This window comes from Tolypothrix sp. PCC 7712 (genome assembly GCF_025860405.1).
Classification (GTDB): domain Bacteria; phylum Cyanobacteriota; class Cyanobacteriia; order Cyanobacteriales; family Nostocaceae; genus Aulosira; species Aulosira diplosiphon.
In genome coordinates this window covers 7,074,100-7,099,361 of sequence record NZ_CP063785.1, presented here as the reverse complement: position 1 = coordinate 7,099,361, position 25,262 = coordinate 7,074,100, and the positions used below count along the sequence as shown (strand labels likewise).

General features: G+C 38.0%; 12 protein-coding genes. 4 read left to right on the top strand and 8 right to left on the bottom strand.

What is annotated here, in order from left to right:
- The first annotated feature begins 124 nt into the window (after window positions 1–124).
- Complete coding sequence (locus HGR01_RS29160; protein ID WP_045872199.1) at window positions 125–3,652, top strand: Eco57I restriction-modification methylase domain-containing protein; 3,528 nt, start codon at window positions 125–127, stop codon at window positions 3,650–3,652.
- Window positions 3,653–3,683: 31 nt separating this feature from the next.
- Here HGR01_RS29160 and HGR01_RS29155 read toward each other — a convergent pair whose 3' ends face one another.
- Window positions 3,684–4,706: a sucrase ferredoxin gene (locus tag HGR01_RS29155; protein WP_045872200.1), complete on the bottom strand. Its 1,023-nt coding sequence runs from the start codon at window positions 4,704–4,706 to the stop codon at window positions 3,684–3,686.
- Between the two features lie 579 nt (window positions 4,707–5,285).
- Between HGR01_RS29155 and HGR01_RS29150 the strand changes: the two genes are divergently transcribed.
- From HGR01_RS29150 to HGR01_RS29140, 3 genes are all read left to right on the top strand, one after another.
- The gene (locus HGR01_RS29150) at window positions 5,286–7,082 is read left to right on the top strand and encodes an ABC transporter ATP-binding protein (RefSeq protein WP_045872201.1); all 1,797 of its coding nucleotides are present in this window, start codon (window positions 5,286–5,288) and stop codon (window positions 7,080–7,082) included.
- 186 nt (window positions 7,083–7,268) lie between these two features.
- The gene (locus tag HGR01_RS29145) at window positions 7,269–9,143 is read left to right on the top strand and encodes an ATP-binding cassette domain-containing protein (RefSeq protein ID WP_045872202.1); all 1,875 of its coding nucleotides are present in this window, start codon (window positions 7,269–7,271) and stop codon (window positions 9,141–9,143) included.
- A 48-nt stretch (window positions 9,144–9,191) separates the two neighbouring features.
- A complete protein-coding gene (locus HGR01_RS29140) occupies window positions 9,192–10,157 on the top strand; it encodes an iron-siderophore ABC transporter substrate-binding protein (RefSeq protein ID WP_045872203.1) in 966 nt (321 codons plus the stop codon).
- A 300-nt stretch (window positions 10,158–10,457) separates the two neighbouring features.
- Here the strand turns inward: HGR01_RS29140 and HGR01_RS29135 are convergent, their stop codons facing one another.
- The 7 genes from HGR01_RS29135 to HGR01_RS29105 form a co-directional block, all read right to left on the bottom strand.
- Window positions 10,458–10,688 (bottom strand): MbtH family protein, encoded by a 231-nt coding sequence (locus HGR01_RS29135; RefSeq protein ID WP_045872204.1) that lies wholly within the window; start codon window positions 10,686–10,688, stop codon window positions 10,458–10,460.
- Window positions 10,689–10,843: 155 nt separating this feature from the next.
- Window positions 10,844–12,289, bottom strand: a complete 1,446-nt coding sequence (locus tag HGR01_RS29130; RefSeq protein ID WP_081584083.1) for an aspartate aminotransferase family protein — start codon at window positions 12,287–12,289, stop codon at window positions 10,844–10,846.
- 58 nt (window positions 12,290–12,347) lie between these two features.
- Window positions 12,348–18,062: a type I polyketide synthase gene (locus HGR01_RS29125; RefSeq protein ID WP_052335296.1), complete on the bottom strand. Its 5,715-nt coding sequence runs from the start codon at window positions 18,060–18,062 to the stop codon at window positions 12,348–12,350.
- A 13-nt stretch (window positions 18,063–18,075) separates the two neighbouring features.
- The gene (locus HGR01_RS29120; protein ID WP_045872205.1) at window positions 18,076–21,291 is read right to left on the bottom strand and encodes a non-ribosomal peptide synthetase; all 3,216 of its coding nucleotides are present in this window, start codon (window positions 21,289–21,291) and stop codon (window positions 18,076–18,078) included.
- A 15-nt stretch (window positions 21,292–21,306) separates the two neighbouring features.
- Window positions 21,307–22,332, bottom strand: coding sequence for a TauD/TfdA family dioxygenase (locus HGR01_RS29115; RefSeq protein WP_045872206.1), 1,026 nt, complete (start codon window positions 22,330–22,332; stop codon window positions 21,307–21,309).
- Entirely contained in the window at window positions 22,329–23,900 is a 1,572-nt protein-coding gene (locus HGR01_RS29110; RefSeq protein ID WP_045872207.1) for a condensation domain-containing protein, read from the bottom strand. Before HGR01_RS29110 ends, HGR01_RS29115 begins: the two co-directional genes overlap by 4 nt.
- A 163-nt stretch (window positions 23,901–24,063) precedes the next feature.
- Window positions 24,064–25,248, bottom strand: coding sequence for an aspartyl/asparaginyl beta-hydroxylase domain-containing protein (locus HGR01_RS29105; protein WP_052335297.1), 1,185 nt, complete (start codon window positions 25,246–25,248; stop codon window positions 24,064–24,066).
- Window positions 25,249–25,262 lie beyond the last annotated feature (14 nt).

Here is a 25,262-nt window from a genome sequence, read left to right as displayed (position 1 = left end):
TTCCGTTTTTATAAATAAATCCTTATTAAGGGCCGCCTCTCCAAGACTTTGCTCTATGGGCATATTTTTTATGCTCGTTTTTTACTATACAAAATTCTATTTTTATCTGCCAGGGTAGTATATCATGACACTGAATTTTCAACAAACACGCGAATTATTACATAATTTTCAATTTCAGGATTTGTTTATTCAACAATTGGGTTGGTCAGATTCTTCGCAGAAAAAAGCTGTAACCTTGGAAATTGAAGAAAAAACTTACCAATACCAGCGAATTGCTGAGAGTTCTGGTGTGGCTATTTTTGAAGTTACAGCCGCAGAGGGTAATATTCCTGATGCAAAAATTCGGGCTGCAATTCACAAAGAAGTTACTAATTTAATCGCTGAAAATCTGTTGATATTTATTGATGGTCAGCGTACTCGAAGTCTTTGGTATTGGGTGAAGCGAGAAGAAAATAAAAGTTATATTCGTGAGCCTTTGTATGTCAAGGGTCAACCGGGAGATTTATTTTTAAGTAAGCTTGGTTCTTTAGTTATTGATATTACCGAACTCGAAGATGATAATCTTTCGGTTGTAGAAATTGCACGTCGTCTTCAAGATGCGTTTGATGTAGAACCTGTAACGAAGAAATTTTATAAAGAATTTCAAGAAGAACATAAGCAGTTTTTACAGCATATAAAAGGAATCGACAACGAGGCTGATAAACGTTGGTATGCATCGGTGATTCTCAATCGGATGATGTTTGTTTATTTTCTCCAGCGTAAGAGTTTTCTGGATAATGGAGATTTAAATTATTTACAAAATCGACTCAATCAAAGTAAAGATAAAGGTGAGAATCTTTTTTATAGTAGTTTTCTAAAAGTATTATTTTTTGACAGTTTTGCTACACCAGAAGAAGACCGTGACCCATCAGTAGAAAAGTTGGTAGGGGTAATTAAATATCTCAATGGTGGATTATTCCTTCAACATCGCATTGAACAAGAAAATAATATTTCAATTCCTGATATAGCATTTGAAAAAGTTTTAGAGTTATTTGCTAAGTATTCTTGGAATTTAGACGATACGCCAGAAGGGAAAGATGATGAAATATCGCCCGATGTTTTGGGGTATATTTTTGAAAAATATATTAACCAAAAAGCGTTTGGTGCTTATTATACTCGTCCACAAATAACCGAATATCTTTGTGATAGAACGATTCATAAACTAATTTTAGACCGCGTTAATGATTCTTTATCCGACAAATATAGACCTTTTGAAGATTATAACGAACTGATATTTAAACTAGATGCAAATATCTGTCGTTTATTAATTAATGATATTCTGCCAAAATTATCAATTCTTGACCCTGCTTGCGGTTCTGGTGCATTTCTTGTGGCGGCGATGAAAACACTCATCCTAGTTTACGGTGCAGTAATTGGGATGATTGATGTTATAGGAGATGCAAATTTAAAGCAACAAATTCAAGATATTCGAGATAAACATCAATCTATATCTTACTATTTAAAAAAACGGATTGTTACTGATAATCTCTATGGTGTTGACATCATGGAGGAAGCCACAGAAATTGCTAAACTACGCTTATTTTTAGCTTTGGTGTCTTCTGCTCATGATGTGAATCAATTAGAACCATTGCCTAATATTGATTTTAATATTATGGCGGGTAATTCGCTGATTGGATTGATGAAAGTTGATGCAACTGTATTTGATAAGGTTCAACTAACAGCGAAAGCAAAAGCACGGGGATATAAACAAGAAAATCCCGATTTGCAATTAAGTTTATTTCAATCTAGTTCTTATTATACATATCAGTCAATTTTAGAAGAGAAGAATAAGTCAATTGAATTGTATAAAAAACATGCTTTTATCCCTGGAAAGGAGAAAGTTGCTGGTTTGGATGATGGGACGCATCAAGATAAAAGACTTTTATTGCTGCGGGCATCTATTGATAATATCAATAATAAGTCACAAGAAAAATTAAATGTTTTGCTTTTGGATGAATTTAGCACGCGTTTAGGTATTAAATATGAGGAAGTTCAGTTAACTGGTAAACCAAAAAAGCGGGTTTTAAATGTTGATGATATTGCTGCGTTGAAGCCTTTTCACTGGGGTTATCATTTTGATAAGGTTTTAGGAAGGGGTGGTTTTGACGCGATTATTACTAATCCACCTTGGGAAATTTTTAAGCCCCAGGCGAAAGAATTCTTTGCACAGCATAATGAATTAGTGACGAAGAATAAGATGGATATTAAGGTTTTTGAAAAAGAACAGAAAAGACTTTTAGAAAATCCTGAAGTTGCAGCAGCTTGGTTAGAATATCAAAGTCAATATCCTCATGTAAGTGCTTATTTTCGTTCATCTGAACAGTACAAAAATCAGATTTCGGTTGTGAATGGAAAGAAAGCAGGGACGGATATTAATCTCTACAAATTATTTCTCGAACAGTGCTTTAACCTTTTGCGTCCAAATGGTGAGTGTGGAATTGTAATTCCTAGTGGTATTTATACTGACTTAGGTGCTAAACAACTACGAGAAATGTTGTTTAATCAAACAAATATTACAGGTTTATTCTGCTTTGAAAATCGTAAAACAATTTTTGAAGAAGTTGATAGTCGTTTTAAATTTGTTGTACTTACATTTGTGAAGGGTGGAAAAACAACAGAATTTCCATCTGCTTTTATGCGTCATGATGTGCAAGAACTTCAAAGGTTTCCTAGTGATGAGAGTTTACCAATTACCATTGATATGGTGCGGAAACTATCACCTGATTCTCTTTCGGTAATGGAATTTAAAAACGAGGTCGATGTTCGTATTGCTGAGAAAATGCTGAAGTTTCCCTTGCTAGGTGAAAAGATAGATCATAAGTGGAATTTACGATTGACTCGTGAATTTGATATGACAAATGATAGTTATTTATTTAAACAGCAACCAGGAAAGGGAAGATTACCACTTTATGAAGGTAAGATGATTCATCAATTTACCCATCAATTTGCTGAACCGAGATATTGGGTAGATGAACAGGAAGGAAGACAAGCTGCATTAGGAAGGAATAGGAAAGATGAAGGTCAAAACTTAGATTATCAAAATTATCGTCTTGGCTTTAGAGATGTAGCAAGAAATACAGATATTCGCACAATGATTGCTGGTATTATTCCACCCAAAGTCTTTGCTGGGAATACCCTAGTTTTATCGCAACCGTTGACTAATCAGAAGGAATTATTATTTGCTTGTGCGGTTTTGAATAGCTTTGCTTGCGATTTTGTGATTCGCCAGAAAGTAACAGCACATTGCAATATGTTCTATGTTTACCAGTTACCAGTCCCACGTCTAACAAAAAGCGATCGCACTTTTGCCGACATTGTACAACGTGCTGCCAAACTCATTTGCACCACCCCAGAATTTGACGAACTAGCACAAGAAGTTGGACTCGGTTCCCACACCAAGGTCGTCACCGACGAAAGCGAAAGAGCCAAACTCCGCGCAGAACTCGACGGAATCATAGCTCACCTCTACGGTTTAACCGAAGCAGAATTTGCATATATCCTCACCACATTCCCCATCGTTCCCGAACAAGTCAAACAAGATGCATTAACAGCATATCGGGACTTTGCACCCCTAACAGGTGACGCAGATATTGTGGAACTCATCACCACCTAAGACGAGAGTTTCACATAAAGTAAAAATAACTTCACGAAAAATCTGATACAGATTCAAACTCTAATTCCACTAGATGGCTAACACGATATTGCTTAATTTCTTCCAATGGTTGATTTTCTCCGGAGTCAAAAGCAGTCATTACATAACCACTAACCTCTACTTTGGCTTGATAAGCACCAATACTTCCATTTGGTGTGGTGAAATCAATCCGAACATCTGCCCATTCTTCATTAATTTGATCTTCAGCAAGGATTTGACCTGATTTTTGATATCCTAGCCAATTCCAACCTACTTGCATCCATATTTCTCTTTCGACAATTTGCGCGAAATAGGGTAAACCACCCCATCCACGATAGTAAGGATAAAGTTCTTGGACGGAACCATGATTCCATACTAATAAATCTAAAATTTCTGGCTGTAAACGACCGTAGTAGCGTCCTTGAGGTAAATCAACTAGGGTTGGTGCAAATTGATGACCACCAAAATGGCTGCTTCGCCAAACACGCAAGTTGCTATGAGGTAAAGCACCATACTCAGAACGCAATTTTTTGTAAAGAGGATAACCAAATCTGCTACAAGCAACATCAACGTTGCCGTGGATGCAAACAAGTAATTCTCTAATATGATTACTATCTTGCCGATATTGTTCAAAATCTCCGAGCTTTTCTGGTTCTTTGATTAAAGCTAGCGCTAAAGCACCAATTTCAGCATCCGGTACGAGAAATGCTTGTTTCTCATACTCAGCAAATAACCCGGCTGGTTGGCGGTAGTGGAATACATGCTTATAACCAGGTATAGAGTATTCTCGATCAGGCGCGATCGCCAACGGCCGAATATTCTCCGGTTCGGTAACATAGTTCAAAAAATTCAATGCTTCCACAACCCCTGGCGGCATAGGTTCAGCTTCAATCCACATCAGATCTGGCCAAGGTTGTTGAGTTTCAATAATTAAATATTGTGCCACTGCATTCGCAGAACCAATAGGGTCTTCACCATTAGCTTGGGAAATCTCTGAACAGAAACGGCACTTGTTATGAGTCTGATTGCTCACCATATGACCTACACACCACAAAAAATTAACAATAGTCAGTCACTCGGATTTGGAACGATGAATTTTTGCTAGTTTGCCTTTTTGTACTGCTAAGAGAACTCCACAGAATGATTGATCCAAAAGCTGTCATTGCGAGCGAAACGGAGTGTAGTGAAGCAATCCCAATATTTTGCGGTTGCTTCATTTCGCTTCCCTTCTCCTGACGGAGACGCTACGCGAACGGGACGCTACGCGAACGCTACATTCGCAATGACAATTGGGCATTTCTTTTTGTGGAGGTCTCTAAAGTCAGCAAATCCTAATTTTATTGAAATTAATTAGCACTAAATTAGTAGAAAAGAATTCTTCCTAGGTTGTTAAGGGATTTCCAAGAAATAAATTATTCCATCTTGTGTGGCAGGCAAGATGCCCGCCACATAAACTGGGCGGACAAGATGTCCACCCCACAATACATACTGGGATATTTTTTTATTTGGATGTCCCTAAGCATTTATATAGTATACTGTTTTTGCATATTTTTCTCAATTAGTTCTGATTGGAATACAACATCCAGAACATTTCTGGCTGATATTTGGCGACGTTATGAAAATTGGTCTAAAACAGTTTGGGGATTTATTAATAGACTATCTCAAGCCTCAAAAGGGGCGCGTTGTCAAGTTTGCGATCGCGCTATTAGCTAGTATTGGCTTGCAGTTGCTCAACCCGCAAATTCTACGTAATTTCATTGATACAGCTGTAGCAGGCGGTTCAGTGCAGAAATTATTCTTAGCCGCATTTCTGTTTATTGGCGTAGCTATATTAACGCAATTAATGTCAATTGCCGCTACATACTACGGCGAAAACGTTGCTTGGACAGCCACTAATGCCTTACGTGCCGATTTAGTGGAGCATTGTCTGAAACTCGATTTATCTTTTCACAAGATGACTACACCTGGTGAATTAGTAGAACGAGTAGACGGAGATATTCAAAATCTTTCTAAGTTTTTCTCGAAATTTAGCGTTTACATCTTAGGTAGTTTGCTACTGATTTTGGGTGTAATTGTGGTGATGTTCGCCGAAGATTGGCGAGCTGGGATGGCTATTTCATTGTTCGCCATTACAGCATTATCTACTCTAATTAGTCTGCGTTCCATCGCCGTTCCCTATTGGGGAAGCTATCGCCAAGTCAACGCAGAGTTTTTTGGGTTTTTAGGTGAGCAATTAACTGGTATTGAAGACATCAGAGCAAACGGTGCAAAAAGTTATGTGATGCACCGCTTCTATCAGATTCTGCAACGCTGGCTACCAACCTATCACAAAGCCCGCTTTGCAGATACAATCCTCTGGACGACAACTAACGGTATCTTTACTCTAGGTAATGTGATTGCTTTAGCTGTAGCTCTCTACCTTTGGAATCAAAAAGCAATTTCCATCGGCACTGCATACATATTTTTCTATTACACTACACTTTTAAGCGAACCAATTGAGCAAATCCGCACTCAGTTAGAAGATTTGCAACAAGCGGAAGCTAGTATCTATCGTATTCAAGACTTATTTCAAGTGCGATCGCCACTGAGTGTTGGAGGTGAACAGAAACTATCTCATGGCGCACTTTCTGTGACATTTGCCAATGTCTCATTCAGCTATAGCGATGTCAAAGGACAAGCCTCTACGAGGCTACGCATCACAAAGCCAAATACAAAACCAGAATTAATCCTGCAAGATATATCTTTTCATTTACCACCCGGCCATGTGTTGGGGCTATTAGGACGTACAGGTAGCGGTAAAACCACACTAGCGCGCCTATTACTCAGGTTATATGACGCACAATCAGGAATAATTAGCTTGGGAAATGTGCCTATCAACCAGACTCCTTTAACAGACTTACCCCAGCACGTCGGACTAGTAACTCAGAATGTGCAATTATTCCAAACCACAGTTCGCAACAATCTCACCTTCTTTAACCAAAATATTAGCGACGAGCGCATCTATGAAACCTTAGAGATGTTGGGATTATCTGCATGGCTACATTCATTACCCAAAGACTTAGACACTGAATTGGGGCCTGATAGTAGCGGCTTATCAGCAGGACAAGCGCAATTATTAGCATTTGCCCGGGTTTTTCTGAAAGACCCTGGTCTTGTCATCTTAGATGAAGCATCCTCACGCCTCGATCCCATCACAGAAAAACTGATTGAAAAAGCTATAGATCGGCTATTAATTGGACGTACAGGCATCATTATCGCGCACCGATTAGCAACCGTACAAAGAGCAAATCAAATCCTCATTTTAGATAAAGGTCGGGTCAGCGAATATGGATTGCGAGACGAATTAATGCAAAATTCCCATTCCCGCTTTGCTCAATTACTCAAGACTGGTTTGACAGATTTATTAGTTTAATTTTGGTGACACTAATTAACCTCACACTCCAATACTTGTCGGTTAAGGGGAAAAGGAGAAGGGTAAAAGGGGCAAGAAAAAACCTTTAACCCTTACCCTTTCACCTTTTCCCCAAACCAAATTCCGAGTTGAAAATCCTTAACCGAGCAGTATTGCCTCACACTCTTCTTGTAATGACTAAATATTATGTTATCCGCGACTAAAAAAGCCCAAGGGTGGAAATTATTATGGAACTTAATTTGCTATCAACCAAAACTATACACAATCGATACTTGCTTCTGGATTTTAATTATGGGCTTGCCTGCAATCCCTGGATTAATTATCCGAGAATTCTTTAATAGCCTCACAAATAAAGCACAATTTGGGTTAACACCTGTAGCATGGATTGTGTTGTTGGTAACTCTACATTTAGGGCATATTGGGACAATATTTGCTGGGCGCTTAACCAAAACCCAGCACCGTTTTACCATGAGTTCGTTGCTACGACGCAATCTATTAGAACGTTTATTAAATAATCCTACTGCTCAACCTGTGATTGTTAACAGCGAGGCAGAAAAAGCTGTATCTCAAGGGGAAATTATTAGTTATTTTCGGGATGATGCTCAACAAATAGAAGACAATGTAGCATGGGTTTCAGAACTGCTGGGAGAAGGAATATTTGCTATTCTTTGTCTAGGAATTTTATTAAGCGTTAATGTCCAAATGACCTTGTGTGTGTTTCTGCCTTTGCTTGGTGCGATCGCCATTATTCAAAAAGCAGAAACTTACATTAAAAGATACCGCAAGGCTAGCCGCCAAGCAACAGAGAAAGTAACAGGAATTTTAGGCGAAATCTTTAGTTCAGTGCAAGCAATTAAAGTAGCTGGTGCAGAACAAGATGTGCTGGATCATTTTCGCACTCTCAATGATCAACGCCGCCAAGTAATGGTGAGAGATAGTTTATTAAATGCCATGTTAGATTCTGTATTTCAAAACATGGTAAACCTAGGAACGGGTTTAATTTTGCTGCTAGCTGCTGTATTAATTCAGAGCAAAACTAGCAACTTGACTGTAGGTGATTTTGCTCTATTTATTTATAATCTGGCCTTTGTGACTGGCTTTTTCAACTCTTTAGGGCGATTCATCGCATTGTACAAGCAAACCGAAGTCTCCTTTGAACGGATGACAACGTTGCTTTCTGGTGCGACAGCAGACACCTTAGTAGCCAAAAATCCACTTTATCTCAATAACCTGCGCGATGGGCTACGCCCAAGTATAGGCGATGGCGTTCCGCCCACCGTAGGCGATCGCAAACCAAAACTTCCACCTTTAGAACAACCACACAGACAAGAGAGCGATCGCTTACAATTATTAACTATTTCTAACCTTACTTACCACTATCCCGGTACTAACCAAGGAATCACAGACATCAGTTTTCAGCTACAACGTGGTAGTTTGACCGTAATTACTGGTCGTATCGGTTCTGGTAAAACAACACTAATACGAACTTTATTAGGACTATTACCCAAGCAAGCGGGGGCTATTTATTGGAATGGGTTGCTAGTAGAAGACCCTGCTAATTTCTTTGTCCCACCTCGTAGTGCTTATACTCCTCAAATTCCCCAATTGTTTAGTTATACACTCAGAGAAAATATTTTACTTGGCTTAGAAAAAGATGATTCTGAAATTGAAAAAGCCCTAAAAATGTCAGTATTTGAACAAGATTTAGCCACCATGAATCACAAAATGGAAACTTTAGTAGGAGCAAAAGGAGTGAGATTGTCTGGTGGACAATTGCAACGTTTAGCCGCCGCGCGTATGTTTGTGCGTCAACCAGAATTGCTGGTTTTTGATGACCTTTCTAGTGCTTTAGATATAGAGACAGAACTAGCTTTATGGTCGCGGATATTTAATAATAATAGTGAAAAACAAAATTGGACACCAACCTGTCTTGTAGTGTCTCATCGCCGTTATGTTTTACGCCGTGCTGACCAAATTATTATGATGAAAGCAGGTAGGATTGTAGCACAAGGAAAGTTTGAGAATATTTTAGCTAATGAGCAAGCTGATTGGATTTTTTAGTGAGTTAAAGTTGCCAAAACTTGAAAATTATAACAATTAGAGAAAATCGTGAAATTACATAAATTTCGTAGTTTATTACTTGTACTAACTTTTTTGCTAGTTACTGCTTGTTATCACTATTCAAACCCAAACTTATCAAATAAAATATCGCCAACTTCAGAATGCCGATTAATTCAGCATGAATTAGGAGAAACTTGTGTTCCCCTAAAACCGCGACGTATTATTGCTGTAGATCAAATAGCATTAGAAGCTTTAGTTGCATTAGACTTAAAGCCAATAGGAATACCACATCCTGCTTTTGCTGGCAGCAAAGCGAATCTGCTTAAAAACAAGCTTATAGGGGTAAATTATATAGGAAAAGAACCACAGATTAATCTAGAGAAAATCTTGCAATTAAAGCCGGATTTAATTGTTGGTGTGTATGGAATAGATTCAGGAAATTATAAAATATTTTCACAAATAGCACCTACAGTTAAAGCCAACTATTCTTATACAAATTGGCAAATGCATTTACGACAAATAGGTTCTTTTACTAATAACAGTGGAAAAGCTGAAGAATTAATCACCCAATACGAACAGCGACTTAAAATTATTAGAGCAGAGTTAGGAAATAAACTTGACACATTAAAAGTTTCTGTTAGCAGGTTTCATGGTGGTGAGCAACTTCCTGAGTTTCATTCCCAATTTTCATTTCCTGGCAGTATTGTGAAAGCAGCCGGAATTTCAATGCCAGTTAAACAAAGTCAGTTGATTAAAACACCTGAAGATATTTTGATAATATTGAGCTTAGAACGTATAGATTTACTTGATGCAGATGTTTTATTTGTAGCAGTAGATCCAGGCGCAACAGAACTATTTAAAAAATATCAAGAGACTCCTTTGTGGCAAACACTGAATGTAGTTAGAAATAAGAAAGTTTACACTGTTGATTCTGGTTCCTGGATACTTGGCAGTGTCCTCTCAGCTAATGCTATTCTGGATGATTTAACGAAATATCTACTTGAAACATATTAATATCAAGAAAAGCAAAATAGCCGCACATCACCTCAAGGATTTGATTTAGGGCAAATTACCCAAGAGTTGATATTTAGGACTCATATTTGATTTTTGAAAAAACCTAAGTACACTTTTATTTCTTCTTCCCTGTTCCCCGTTCCCTGTTCCCTCTTCTCTCCCTACGCAAATAATTTCAGGAATCAAAGCGGATTCCTATTTAATATGTAGGTATTAATGAAAATTTTAATTCTTTATTTTCTAAAATAAAATAATTGTAGAGAAATAAAATCTCTCTACAAATAGCAATCGAGAATTAATTTATACTGAATTTTTGCTAGATGTTTCCTCCATTTTCTTTCTTAAGCTTAGGGGTCGCATATCAGTCCAAACTTCCTTAATGTATTCCAAACATTCTGATTTCAGCCCACTTTTCCCTGCATCTTTCCACCCAAGAGCATTTTCCCGGTCAGCAGGCCAAATAGAATATTGTTCCTCATGGTTAACTACAACTTTATAAATGGTTGTATCTTCTGAAGTTGTTTGGTTCATTTGATTTCCTAGCCTATAATTTTAGTAAAATTTTATCTATTCAAGCTAATGATTCTGTTGTTTGGATATGTTGATACTTGTACTCTATCTATTAATCAAGATAGTTGACAAACCTCTACAAACATTTAAACTTTGCTTGATAAATCGATAACTAACTAACTAAGTAGAAACCCACCTTCTTTTAGTTCTTTAACACTATCTTGAACAGATTGAACAATCAAATCAATATCTTGCTCTGTATGGGCTTCAGACAAAAAACCATCGCCTTTTGGCATCAGAACACCTCGAACAATCATATGATTAAATATAAGCCTCAGACCTATTAAAAATGTAGGTTCTGTTGCTATCTCAGAAGTTTCAGATACATTAGCATTGAAAAACGAGCCAAAATTTGATAGATAAATGGGTAGTTTTTCAACTTCAAAGTAAGCATTAAATCTCTCTACAAATTGTGATGTAAGTTGATTTAACTGTTCTTGTAGACTTACTCCTTCCGTTTTTAAATGCTGTAACAAAGCACGCGCCGCAGCTAAAGAGAGAGAATGCCTACAGTAGCTAGTTCCTGACCAGGTAACGGGAACATCAGGAGCAGACATATCGCCGTAATTCCACATACCGCCATCAATTCTATCCATATAAACAGCTTTACCAGCTACAGCTGCTAAAGGCATACCACCACCAACTATTTTTCCGTATGTTGCGATGTCGGCTTCAACTCCAAACCATGCTTGCGCGCCACCTGGATGAATTCTAAAGCCAGTATTCATTTCATCAAAGATTAACGGTATTTCTAATGCTTTAGTTAATTGGCGCAGTTGTAGAATAAATGCTTTGGGTTGAAAACCAAGCTGATGTTGCTGCACAGGTTCCACAAGAACAGCAGCTAATTCTTGCTTGTAGGTTTTAATTATCTCTAAAGCTTGAGGACTTCCGTACTCTAGAACCAAAACATCTTCAGCAACATTTGGTGTTACTCCCGGATACTCTGGAATTCCTTTTGGATTACCATCTGTCGTCTCTGCTTTAACTAAAGTTCCATCAAAAATACCATGATAAGAACCAGAAAATAGGGCAATCTTATGACGATTTGTCGCGGCTCGTGCTATGCGTAGTGCGAGCATCATGGCTTCTGTACCGACACTACAAAAAGCTACTCGTTCCATCCCCGTCAGTTCAGAGATTAACTCAGCAACTTCGCCAGCTAGTGCTGCTTGTGGGCCAGTTTGTATGCCATATTCAAGTTGCTCAAAAATAGCTTTTTTGATAAATGGTGGATTGTAACCACATAAATGTATTCCATATCCACCAGTGAGGTCTATATATTCATTACCATCAACATCCCACATTCTAGAGCCTAGAGAGCGTTCGGTGAGAATGGGATAAAACATTTCTTTAAAAAGTAAATTGAACCCCACAGCACCCCTGTTATTTGCAAAAACAGGACGATATTTCTGCGCTAGTTGTTTTGATGTTTTGGTTCGTTCTGTATAACGAGTAATTAATGTCTCTAAATGCTGCTGTTGTAGAGCATTGAACTCGATTTGTACATCATTATCTGTTGTTTCTGAAATCGGATTATTGGGAATTTCAAGTTGTTGCATATTAGATTTTATCGGATTTATCAAAGCTGAATTTTTGGTAGCTTAAGTTATGGTTGTGTTACTTAACAATTAGTCCATGCTCTATCTGATTTAAATATGTATTCAAATGCTCTGCTAAGACCTGTACATGAGGTTTCGCAAGCATTGTGTAATGAGTACCCGGAACTGTATAGATTTCCACTGGTTTAGAAGATAATTTACTCCAGCCCCAGCTAGGATCGTGAGAATAATCAAAACCTTCATTGCTATCGCTAGCACGCAAGAGAATCATTTGATTTGGATATACCTGTGCTACATAATTCCAACTTGCTTGGAGGTGACTTTGATAAACCTTGAGAAACAAGCAAAAGTTATCAAAGCTAAAATTAGCTGGGATTAAGTTAGCAATTTGCAACTGCTCAAAAACATAATTTAATTGCTTTTCATACTGCATTTGTTGAAAATATTCATAGGATACCGAGATAGTTTTGTCTGACGAACTGGCAATATCGTAGGCAAAACTCGCTAAAATTCGCGACTCATCATTTTGTTGAGTATTTATAGGTTGCTTGTGAGAATTGGGTGCAACATTATCTAATAAGATGAGTACAGGAACCTGTTGACCTTGCTGTTGCAGTTGTTGAGCCATTTCAAAAGCTACAAAGCTTCCCAGTGACCACCCGCCTAAATAATAGGGGCCTTGTGGCTGTACAGTTTGCATTGCTGCAATATAGTGAGCAGCCATATCTTCAATACGAGTATATGGTTCACATTCTCCAAACAGACTCGGTGCTTGCAGTCCATAAAAAGGTTGCTCGGAATCTAAGCAACGTGCTAATTCTTTATAGCAAAAAACATTGCCTCCGATAGGATGAATAAAAAATAAAGGTTTTTTAGAGCCATGTGGCTGAATGGTGACCAGGGGTGCTTCTAGTTCTTTTTGACTACAATTAATTGGCGAAAAATTGGCAATAGGCGTTGGTGGTAGAAACTCACCTGCTTGCATTTCTACTACACTTTCTTTCACAGCCTGGATGATATATTCTATATCGGCTTCAGTATGTGCTGTCGATAAATAAAGAGTACGTCCTTCCCAAACGTAAACTCCTTTTTCTAGTAAATAGTAATAGAATAAATTACCTAGTACAGAATTATTTTGGAAAGTAAAACGGAAAAGCGAACCAAAATGAACAACTCGGATTGGTATTTGTTGTTCTTCAAAGAAGTTATTCAGTGTTTTGGCTAATTTTGCTGTTTTTTCAGTTAGTTCTGCTTGCAGTTTAGACCCATAAGTTTTAATGTGATTTAATGCCGCCCAAGCAGCCGCCATTGCCAGAGGATGTTTAAAAAAAGTGCCTGCAAAAAAGGTGGTTTTTCCTTGAGGATAAGACTCATCACCATAGTTCCACATACCACCGTCTAATGCATCCATGAAAGCAGCTTTGCCAGCTATTACCCCAATGGGGATACCAGCTGCAACCGCTTTACCGTAGGTAGTGATATCTGCTTGAATACCCCACAACCCCTGAATACCACCTGGATGCATCCGAAAGCCGGTAATTACTTCATCAAAGATTAAGACAATTCCTGTCTCTTGGGTAAGTTGTCTTAACTGAGATAAAAACTCTTGAGGTTGCAAATCTGGGCGACTGCTTTGTATTGGTTCAACGAGAATGGCTGCTAACTCGTGGGCATGAGCTTGGATAATATCTAATGATTCAGGAGTGCCATAATTAAGAATGATGGCATTTTCAGCCATATACTGAGGAATTCCTAAATTTTTTGGTACAGAAGATAAGTTTCCATCAGCAGTCATGACTCCTTTGATTAAAACCTCGTCCAAGTTGCCATGATAAGAACCAGCAAATAAAGCTATCTTAGAGCGTCCTGTAGCAGTGCGTGCTAGGCGTATTGCTCCCATGACGGCTTCTGAGCCAGTGTTACATAAAGCTGCTCGTTCTGCACCTGTTAGTTCACAGATTAATTTTGCTACTTCACCAGCTAAACGCGATTGTGGGCCATGTAATATGCCATGTTGAATTTGTTGCTGTAGTGCTTCAATCACAAAAGATGGTGAATGACCAAATAAAAGCGTACCAAATCCCATAGAGATATCTACGTATTCGTTACCATCAACATCCCAAATTCTGGCTCCTTCTCCACGTTGTCCGTGAATAGGATAGATCATCTCTTTAATATCAGGAAAGAACCCTGTAACTGCTCTGCTATTAGCATGATAGGAACGGTAATCTTGAGAAAGCCGTTTTGATGCTTGAGTTTTGCTCACAAAAAGTGTAATTAAACTATCTAAATGTTTCTGTTGATGGGGAGTCAATAACGCTACTGACTCTTTTTGAGTTGCTGATATGGGAGTTAATTTATTGAAAGCGGCGGGAAACTCCATCCCCTTGTGGGTGGAGAGGGATAGCTGCCCCGCCTCTTGGGGCATAGGGCATAGGGCATTGGTATGTTCTTTCCCATGCCCCATGCCCAATTCCCAATGCCCAAAAACTCCACCCCCTTTTGGGTGGAGTTTTTCATGATTTTTATGCTGGTTATCAGGCTCTAATTTAGTTGAGTTAGATGTGAGATTGGAATTTTGTTGGGTTGAAATTTGAGCAGCTTGTTGACTTCTAAGAACAGTAGAAGACAAATTTTGAGTAAGTAAATCTTTCTGAGGCAATAAGTCTACCAATTTAGACATTACCTGAAGATGTTGTAAAAGAATCTGCTCAACATTACTATTTTGTGGTTGTTCTTCTTGGCGATCAAGTGCTGGTGTAAACTGATTTTGAATTGATAATGGTGTAACGGTGGGTATTGGCTCTTGAGGTTTTTCTTTAGTGATATAAGCTGCTAGAGAATCAATTGTTAGTGAATCTTCCAGAAATATATGAAAAGGAATTTGCACACCCAACTGTTCTTGAATGGCGCGGTTAATTTGCAGTAATAATAGAGAGTCTATACCCATTTCTAGAAAAGGGGTATGAATATTAATTTCGGATGATTTGATGCCAAGAGAATTACTAAAAATTTCTTTGAGGATTGACAAAGTATTATTTATAAATGTTGGTTGTGGCACTATAATTTCTGCTTCGGGTGATGAATTAACTTCACTATTAACTAATGGTTCAATCCAATATCTTTTCTTTTCAAATGGATATGTAGGTAAGGGAATACGATAAAGTTGTTCATGGTCATAAAATTGTGTCCAATCTATTTGGATTCCTTGCAACCAGAGTTGCGAGAGTGTATTGAGCAAGAATACAATATCTGATTGCTGGTTCTGTGGATGTCTCAGTGAAGAAAGCACTATCTGTTCTGCTACCTTCTGCTTGTTAACTAAGGTAGTTAATGTGCGTCCTGGGCCTACTTCTAAGAGAATTTGCTCTGGCTTTTGCAGTAATTTAGCAATTCCTTCACTAAAATGCACTGTTTGACGGAGATGTTTTACCCAATATTTCCCATCTGTTGCTTGTGCTGTGGTTATCCAAGTACCTGTGACGTTAGAAATAAAAGGAATTTTGGCAGAATTTAGTTGAATTTTGCAGAGTAACTCCTGAAATGGCTCTAGAATTGAGTCCATCATCTGGGAATGAAAAGCATGAGAAGTATGCAGACGGCGACAATCAACACTTTGTTGAGATAATTGATTTTGTAATTCCGCAACTGCTGCTTCGGTTCCCGAAACTACGCACAAATTTGGACTGTTGATTGCAGCTAGAGAAAGTTGTTTGTTTAGCAGGGGTTGAATTTTTTGTGCTGACATTGGTACAGCTAACATTGTCCCTGATGGCAGTTGCTGGATCAATTTGCCGCGAGTAGCTACTAACAGGAGTGCGTCTTCTAAGGAGAATACACCAGCCACAGTTGCAGCTACATACTCGCCAATGCTATGACCAATCATGGCGCTTGGGTTTATACCCCAAGACATCCATAACTGAGCTAAAGCATACTCAATGACAAATAACGCTGGCTGAGTGATATAAGTTTGCTGTAACTGCAAAGCAGCTGTTTCTTGCTGTTCTGGTTGCGGGTAGATAACGCTACGTAAATCTATTTCTAAAAGAGGTTTGAGTAATTCACAGCAGTAGTCTACTTGTTCTCGGAAGATTGGCTCAGTTTGGTACAATTCTTTAGCCATGTTTACATACTGAGTACCTTGTCCGGGAAACATAAATGCAACTTGTTGTGTAGACAGTTCGCTGTGGTGGCTGAAAACTCGTTGCGGATCTTTTGCTTCTAAAACTTGCACTGCATCGTCAAGGTTTTGGCAAACTACGACAAGACGATGTTCAAACGCTCGACGACCTACACTTAGGGTATAAGCAACATCAGCTAAATTAAGGTTGGGGTGCTGCTGGAGATGTTTAACTAAATTTGTAGTAGCAGTCTCTAGTGCTGATGCTGTTTTAGCAGAGAGTACCAATAACTGATACCCTCTCCCCTGCTTCCCCTTGTTCTCCTGTTCAATAACTGGGGCTTCTTCTAAAATTACATGGGCATTAGTACCACCAATACCAAAGGAACTGACTCCTGCATAGCGAGGATTAGCATCAGAATTCCATTGTGACAGCTGGTGATTGACGTAGAAGGGGCTGTTAGCAAAGTCAATTTTGGGATTAGGTTGTTGGTAATGCAGAGTCGGGGGTATTTGTTGATGTTTCAGGGCTAAAACAGTTTTGATTAAACCTGTAACACCAGCAGCAGTATCTAGATGTCCAATATTAGTTTTCACTGAGCCAACGGCACAATAACCTTTTTTGTCAGTTTTGGCGCGGAAAGCTTGTGTGAGTGCAGCAATTTCAATTGGATCTCCTAAAACTGTTCCTGTACCATGAGCTTCTATATAGCTAATCTTCTCTGGGGAGATTCTGGCGACAGCTAGTGCTTCGGCTATGACTTTGGCTTGACCCTCGATACTGGGAGCAGTGTAGCCAACTTTTGCAGAACCATCATTATTGATAGCGGAGGCTTTGATGACAGCGTGAATGGTATCTCGATCTGCGATCGCATCTTCTAACCGCTTTAAAACTATCATACCTACACCGTTACCGCTAACTGTTCCTTGTGCTTTGGCATCAAAAGCACGGCAATGTCCATCAGGAGACAAAATACTCCCTTGTTGATAAGGATAGCCAGTTTTATGCGGTACTCCAATGGAAACCCCACCAGCCAAAGCTATATCACTTTCGCCGTTGAGTAAGCTTTGGCTGGCGAGATGAACCGCAACTAATGAAGTAGAGCAGGAGGTTTGGACATTTACACTCGGCCCCTGCAAGTTTAATTTATAAGAAATTAGGGTAGGTAAAAAATCTTGACTATTGGCGATCGCAATTTGCTTACCACCTACGGATTCTATCAGCTGGCGATTTGAATACAGATTTGCCAAAAAGTAACTGCTCATGCTTGCGCCAGCAAAAATACCAATCCGACCTAAATAGGTTTCACTGTCGTAACCAGCATTTTCTAAAGCATTCCAGGCACACTCAAGCAAGAAACGGTGTTGTGGATCGGTAATTTCTGCTTCTCTAGGATTAAAGTTAAAAAATGACGCATCGAATAATTCTATATCATCTAATATAGCTCCGGCTTTTACATAATTAGGTTGATTTAACAAAGCAGGTTCTACCCCTGAATTGAGCAACTCGTCTTCAGTAAAAAAAGAAATTGACTCTACACCGTCTCGTAGATTTTGCCAAAATTCATCAATATTTTTAGCACCAGGAAAACAACCAGCCATACCAATAATCGCTATTTCATCGAGACAATCAGATGTATTTGAGTTATTCATTAGCTTACTCCTCCTACTTACTTGTTGCTCGATGTTCTTGTCTAAGTTGCCTACGTTGTTTTCTGGATTCTCGCTGGTTTTCACTCAGTTCATAGTTAGGTAAATCAGGTTTTTTTTCTTGTTCCTGATTTAAATATTTAGCAAATTTACTAATAGTTGGATACTGAAACATATCAAGCATTGATATATCTCTGTTTAAGGCTTTTTGGAGTTTACTATGAACCTGAACCATTAGTAATGAGTGACCGCCGATATCAAAGAAATTGTGATGAATTCCGACTTTTTCTATATGCAATAATTCTTGCCATATATTTGTAATAATTTGCTCAAGCTCAGATTGAGGAGCCACATAGGTTTCTTCTAAATCAAGTTGTGCTTGTTCGGGTAAAGCTCGATAGTCTACTTTGCCGTTGGGTGTTAGTGGCAAAGCATCTAACTTGATAAAAGCCGCAGGTATCATATACTCAGGCAATTTTTCTAATAAATAACTGCGTAGTTCACTAATAGAAATGCCTGGTTTTTGATTAACTACAACATAAGCAACTAAACGCTTTTCTCGCTCCGCATCCTCGCGGGCAATAACTACAATTTCCTTAACTTCTGGATGTTGCTCTAATACTGCTTCTATTTCTCCTAATTCAATCCGAAAACCGCGAATTTTAACTTGATTATCGATACGTCCAAGAAACTCCAAAGTTCCATCTGAACGGTAACGAGCCAAGTCACCTGTTCTATAAAGGCGTTCTCCTGCTTTGTTGCTGAAGGGGTTGGGGATAAACTTTTGTGCAGTTAATTCCGGTCGATTCAAGTAGCCGCGAGCAAGTCCTAAACCAGCTATATACAGTTCACCAACTACACCAATAGGTACTGGTTGCCAGTATTTATCTAATACATAAAGTTGGGTGTTAGCGATGGGTTTACCGATAGGAATTGACCCAGAATCACGCTGATTATTTGGTACTTGATAAACACAACAACCGACTACGGTTTCTGTTGGGCCATATTCATTAATTAGCATTGTGTCGGGGGCAAAATCTTGCCAAAATGTTAACTTTTCAGCTAACAAGTTTTCGCCACCGATAATAAAAGCTTGTGTACGTCCGGCTACTTCTTCAGGTGATAGTTGTCCTTTGAGTAAATCTAAATGTGCAGGTGTAATTTTGACTAGACTTAAGTTATGACTGCGGCGTAAAGTTGTAGAGAGTGCGTCAATTCCTTGGTTTTCTGGTACAAGTTCTACTTGACGACCTACGAGTAACGGTGAAAACAGACTGGTAACTGTCAAGTCAAACCCCAAAGGAGAGTGAACTAATGTACCTGTTCCTTGCTCAACATTGTAGGCTTGGGTACACCAACTCAGGTAATTAACTAGTCCTTGATGAGTAATTAATGTTCCTTTGGGTTTACCAGTTGAGCCGGATGTATAGATAACATAGGCTAGGTTTTGAGAAGTTGTCTGAGTGACGAGATTTTGTGTTTTTTCTAGAGCGATCGCTGACCACTCAGTATCAATATAAAGAAGTTGAATATCTGGTAAACTAGCCGCTAGATGTTGCTGCGTCAAGACTAAAGGTGTATTGGTATCAGCAATGATATAAGTTTGACGTTCTACCGGATAAGCCGGGTCTAAAGGTACGTAAGCTGCACCAGCTTTGAGGATAGCTAATAAGCCGATAACCATCCATAAGGAACGCTCTACACAAATTCCCACTAATACATCTGGCCCTACACCTAATTTTTGCAGGTAATGAGCCAATTGGTTAGCGCGAGTATTTAATTCTTGATAAGTAAGTTGCTGGTCTTGAAATACAATTGCAATATTGTCTGGTGTGGAATTACACTGTTGTTCAAACCAGTGGTGAATGCACTCGTATTGTAATTCTGTGGTTTGGGTGTTGTTGAAATCGATTAAAATTTGCTGGCGTTCGGTGTTGCTGAGAATATTTAATTGTGAGATGGTTGCAGAGGGGTTTTCAACGGCACTGATTAACAATGTTTGCCATTGACTAGCTAAACGTTGAATATCTGCTGGGGAAAACAGATTAGCATCATAGTGGAATTCTGCGTTAACTGTTTGATTGTGAGTGCGCGTGCAAGCTAATTTAATTTTAAATCGGTCAATACAAGCAGATTTTTGATAAATACTAAATAATATGCCAGCAGTATCATATTGATTTGCAGCTTCTTCAAAGTCAAAACAGAATGGTAAAAATGGCTGTTCTGTATTATCTTGGTTGGTTTCGGCAATTTGTTCCCAAGCAAAACTCTCTTGCCATTCTGTTAATTCAGTTGTAGAAGCACTAAGTTTATTTAAGATATCGCTGAAGCGAGATTTTTCTGTTAATTCACAGGTCAAAGGTAAATATTTGGCTAATAAACCTATTGCTGCTTTTAGTTCTTCATAATTATGACCATCGCAACCTAAACCAATGATTGGCTTTGATTCGTCGGTAAGTCTCCAGAGTAAAATTAACCAACAAGCTAGAAAGAATACACTTGTTGAACATTGATATTTTTTAACAATATTTTCTATTTTATTGCTGAACTCACTGGGAATTGACAGCTTCACAAACTGAGGTTGAAATTCTGGCGATTGAGAAAACTGCTGTTCAAAAGATAATTTAAAATTCTCAAGCTGAGAAATATCTAGTTGTTGCCAATATTTTCTGCTGGTAATTGTCTCCTCTGCTGCAAGTAGTTCATTTTGCCATGCAGAAATATCAGCATATTGCAACTGTTCATCAGCCAACTCATCACCGAGTAAACTAGCACTATAGCAACAGCTAATTTCAGCTAATAAATTATTTAATGATGCTGTGTCAGCGCACATTGCAGGTAAATTTACTAGTAATATATGCTTTTCCGGTGACAGCTTGAGCAATGTTGTATGTAATAAAGAGCTTTTTTGCCAATCAATATCTTGCTGGTTGTTTTCTTGCAAAATATTCTCAATATTTGCTGCTAAAAAAGTGCTTTCATGCCAAGATAAAGCAACATTATTCTCTACAACTTGAATAGGAATTTTTATACCTTTTGTTTTATGGAAACTAGTACGCAGTATTTCATTCCTATCAATAACTTTTTGTAAAGCCGCTTTTAAAATATTAACTTGTAAGCTGCCTTCGATGAGAATAGCACAGTTAGTCAAGTAAACCGAGCTATTTTGTTGTAATAACCACAGACGTTTCTGTTGAGGAGAAAGGTGAAATCCCTGGATTTGTTGCGGCATTTTTATTTACTACCTTTAATTATTAATATCTGCAAAGCTTGTCATGTCGCCCATAGCTACTAATAACTTTCTTTCTCCAATAAAGGGATTACGGGCATGAGCAGTTAATAAGTTATCTAGTAGTAATACATCTCCTTGTTTCCAGGGAAAGGTTACTTCTAATTCTTGGTATACTTCACAAATTTCTGCCATTATTGAATCTTCTATAGGAGTACCATCACCGTAATAGCAATTTCTTGGCAAATCTGCTTGTGCAAATGATGAGATAAACGACTCTCTTGTTTGAGCATCTAAGCAAGCCGGATGCCAATGTTGAGCTTGATTAAACCAGGTAATTTCGCCAGTTTGGGGATGTTTAGCTACTGCTGGACGCACCGAGAGAGTTCTTAAAGTTCCGTCTGGCTTCCATTCAAAATTGACAAAGTTGCGTTGACAAATAGCTGCAACTTCTTCGCGATTTGTAGTTTGAAAAACTGTTTCCCAGTTTAGCCCTAAACCACTACCATAATTACGGACATACATTACTTGTTTTTCAATAAAATTGTCCCTAATTTTAGGGTTGATGCGCTGAAAAACTTGGCGACTATCAACAATTGGCGTTTCCCCTCCCTGCTGTGCTGGTTGACGACAACCAAACATAATTTTCATCGGCCAGCGATGATTAAAGGAATTTTCGTTATGCCATAATAACTTGCGATCGCCAGGGTAAAAAACTGGAGTATAAACATTCCCACTCACATTATTACGGGGATGTTCGCCATTTTCATTAAAAAGTTCTGAGCAAATTGCTAAACCAAAACGCTCAAATTCTGATGCTGTAGTAATATTGAAGCCTCTAAATAATATAGCACCATTTTGTAATAGGTTGGCTTCTATAGAATCTCGATTACCTTCAGCCCAATCTGCCAGGTCAATATCATTTACAAGCGGTTTGATGACAATAGGTAATGTCTGACTCTTGATGAAATCATCTATTTCTATTAATTGATTTTCTAGTACATTTACTGCTTGGGCTTTGATAGATTTACCTAATTTTTTCATCTTTCATCTTCCATTTCATTAGCAGTGTTGACAACTTGGCGTTTAATGGTTTTTAATTTCCGTTGATATTCGGCTTTGGTATTTTTACTTTTCCAAGATTCTTCTTGCTTATCTGCTGCTGTTAGTAATTCAATTAATTCTGTTAATTTAGCTGTTGGTTTGGCTACAATTTGGTTTAAAAGTGTTTCAAAATGTTTGAGCATTCGAGCTATGGTAGTTGCATAGAATAAATCTGTGTTGTACTCCAATACAGCAACTATTCCTTGTTCTGTTTCTCTGATCTCCCAAAGTAAATCAAGTTGAGTTGTCTTTTTTTCCAACTCTAAAGGTTTGAGAGTCAGATTTGAAAGCTGTAAAGAGGGAATTTGAGTATTTTCTAAAATTAACTTTATCTGAAATAAAGGTGAACGAGCCATATGCCGTAATGGATTTAGCACATCTACAAGTTTGTCAAAGGGCAAATCTTGATGAGTATAAGCATCTAAAGTTACCTCACGGACTCGTTCAAGTAACTCCCGAAACGAGGGGTTTCCTGACAAGTTAGTCCGTAAAACAAGTTGGTTAACGAAAAAACCAATTAATCCTCTGATTTCCGGTTGGTTACGGTTAGCAATATCAGTACCTATAACTATGTCTTCTTGTCCTGTGTACCAATAAAGTAGTGTTTTAAATCCTGCGAGCAGAATCATGAATAAAGTAATACCTTCTCGTTGATACAAAGCTTTCAATTGTTCTGAGAAAGTTTTAGATAAAACAAGACATTGCCTAGCACCGTTAAAAGTTTGTAATTTTGGTCTTGGCATATCTGTAGGTAATTCAACTACAGGGAGTTGACCACTTAATTTTTGCTGCCAATAACTCAGCAGAGTTTCTAATTTTTCTCCCTGCAACGATTTGCGCTGCCAAACTGCAAAGTCTGCATACTGAATTGGTAGTTCAGGAAGTTGTGCAGCATAACCGCGAGCCAAGTTTTCATAAAGAGTTGTAATTTCATTAATTAATACACCTATCGACCAAGCATCAGCAGCAATATGGTGTATTGATAACAATAAAATATGCTCTATTTCGCTCAGTTGTAATAAAGTAACTCGCAGTAAGCAATCTTTAGTTAAATCGAATGATTTTTGAGTTTCTTGATTAGCTAAAGATAGAACTTCGGCTTCTCTTGTGTCTAGAGGGAATGCTTGTAAATTTACTAGGTGTAACTTAAATACAGCAGCAGGGGAAATTACCTGAAGCGGTTCTCCATCAATTAGGGTAAATGTAGTGCGTAAAGCTTCGTGACGCTTGACAATTTCTTGAAAACTTTGTTCCAGTGCTGGTACATTTAGCTTACCTGACAAACGCATAAACTGACAGATGTTAAATGCTGGGTTCCCAGGTTCCAATCGGTCGAGAAACCATAACCTCTGTTGTGAAAAAGAAAGGGGGAAATTATTAGACTCTCGATTTTGAGATTTTATTTGCGTGTTTGAAAAAACATCTTCTTTTTTATTACTCAGTTTTTGCAACAGAAGCTTACGTTTTTCTGGAGAAAGAGCGGCGATACGCTTGGCAATATCAGTCATTTGTGCAAGCTATAATAATGAGCTATAAATCAAGCACCGGAATTAAAAAATCGCAGTATAAAGATGTTATTTTACTACGATTGCTTAAGTTTAATTTTGAAACCTTAGCGTATAATTACTAATATTTCAAAATATTTACTGTGAAGCTCGTGTAATGATGAGCTTACCCTGGCTCTTGAGACCAGTCACCACTATCAAGCATATGTATGAAATCTATTTCGATATTTGTTAGATCGGGCTTGTAAAATACTACAAGCAGAACTACTCTAGGTTTATCGCTATAGTTCCACACTGTATGCTCATAGGATGGATCAAAGAATAAACACTTCCCTTCTTTCCAAGTACGCGACTCTCCACCCACGCTAATACCACAATTTTCAGGAATGGAAATACCGAGTTGACAAATTATAAAGGAACTTGCTGGATCGCGATGAGGTTTAACAATTTCCCCAGGTTTAAGAACTAATAGTTCTGCGGTTTCAAGCCTTGTGTGATTTGAAATTAGCTCTAATATTTCTAGTGTCTTTGGAAAATATAAGATACTTTCCTCTACCTTCTTACCTCCTCTAACTAAGTAGATAGAATCCCATCCGCCCATATTAACACCTGGATAGTAATATGGTTTTAATAGAGTATTACTTTCCCTAGCTTGAAGAGCTTCTTGGTGAATTATTTCATACTTATCTTCTAGCAGTTTCACTTTCGGTAAATCGCTTATTTCATACCACGGTTTAGAAGTGATACCTATCACTGTGAAGCCTTGTGAGGGTGGAAGTGGATTGGCAAAAGCTTTGTTATAAGCAAGATTAATAGAAGTTTCTATTCTTCTAATGGGTTCTGAACCAAATTTTTTCCTAAGTTCTGTGAGTTTATGTTGGCTTTGAATGTATATTTTTTTATCGTTTATTATCTCTTTTATTACTATTCCAATAATAACAAGTGTTGCAAGTATTGCTAGTATACTAGCCAAGAATAAAGGAGAAAGGCTAACTATTAAAAGATTGCTGAATTGCTTAGTTAATAGTATCGCATGAGTTGTATAGGCTGCCAGTAAGCATAAGAGCAAAATTGGTATAATAAACCGTTGTTGGAAAATTACTTTTTTTGTGGCATAAACGCTAAACATCAACTTTGAAAAAGAATCCCAGAATAATCCTATCCATAAAGCTGATATTGCATATAAAACACACAATAAAAGAGAAATCATAGAAGATGGAATATCCAAAATTCCATCTATTTTGATTACATATACAAAGATAGAGAGCATTCCAAAAAATAAGAATCCTAGCTGACACAGTAACAATAATAATAAGTATTTCTTCCCATTGATACCATATATAATGAGCATAAACTCACCTCAAA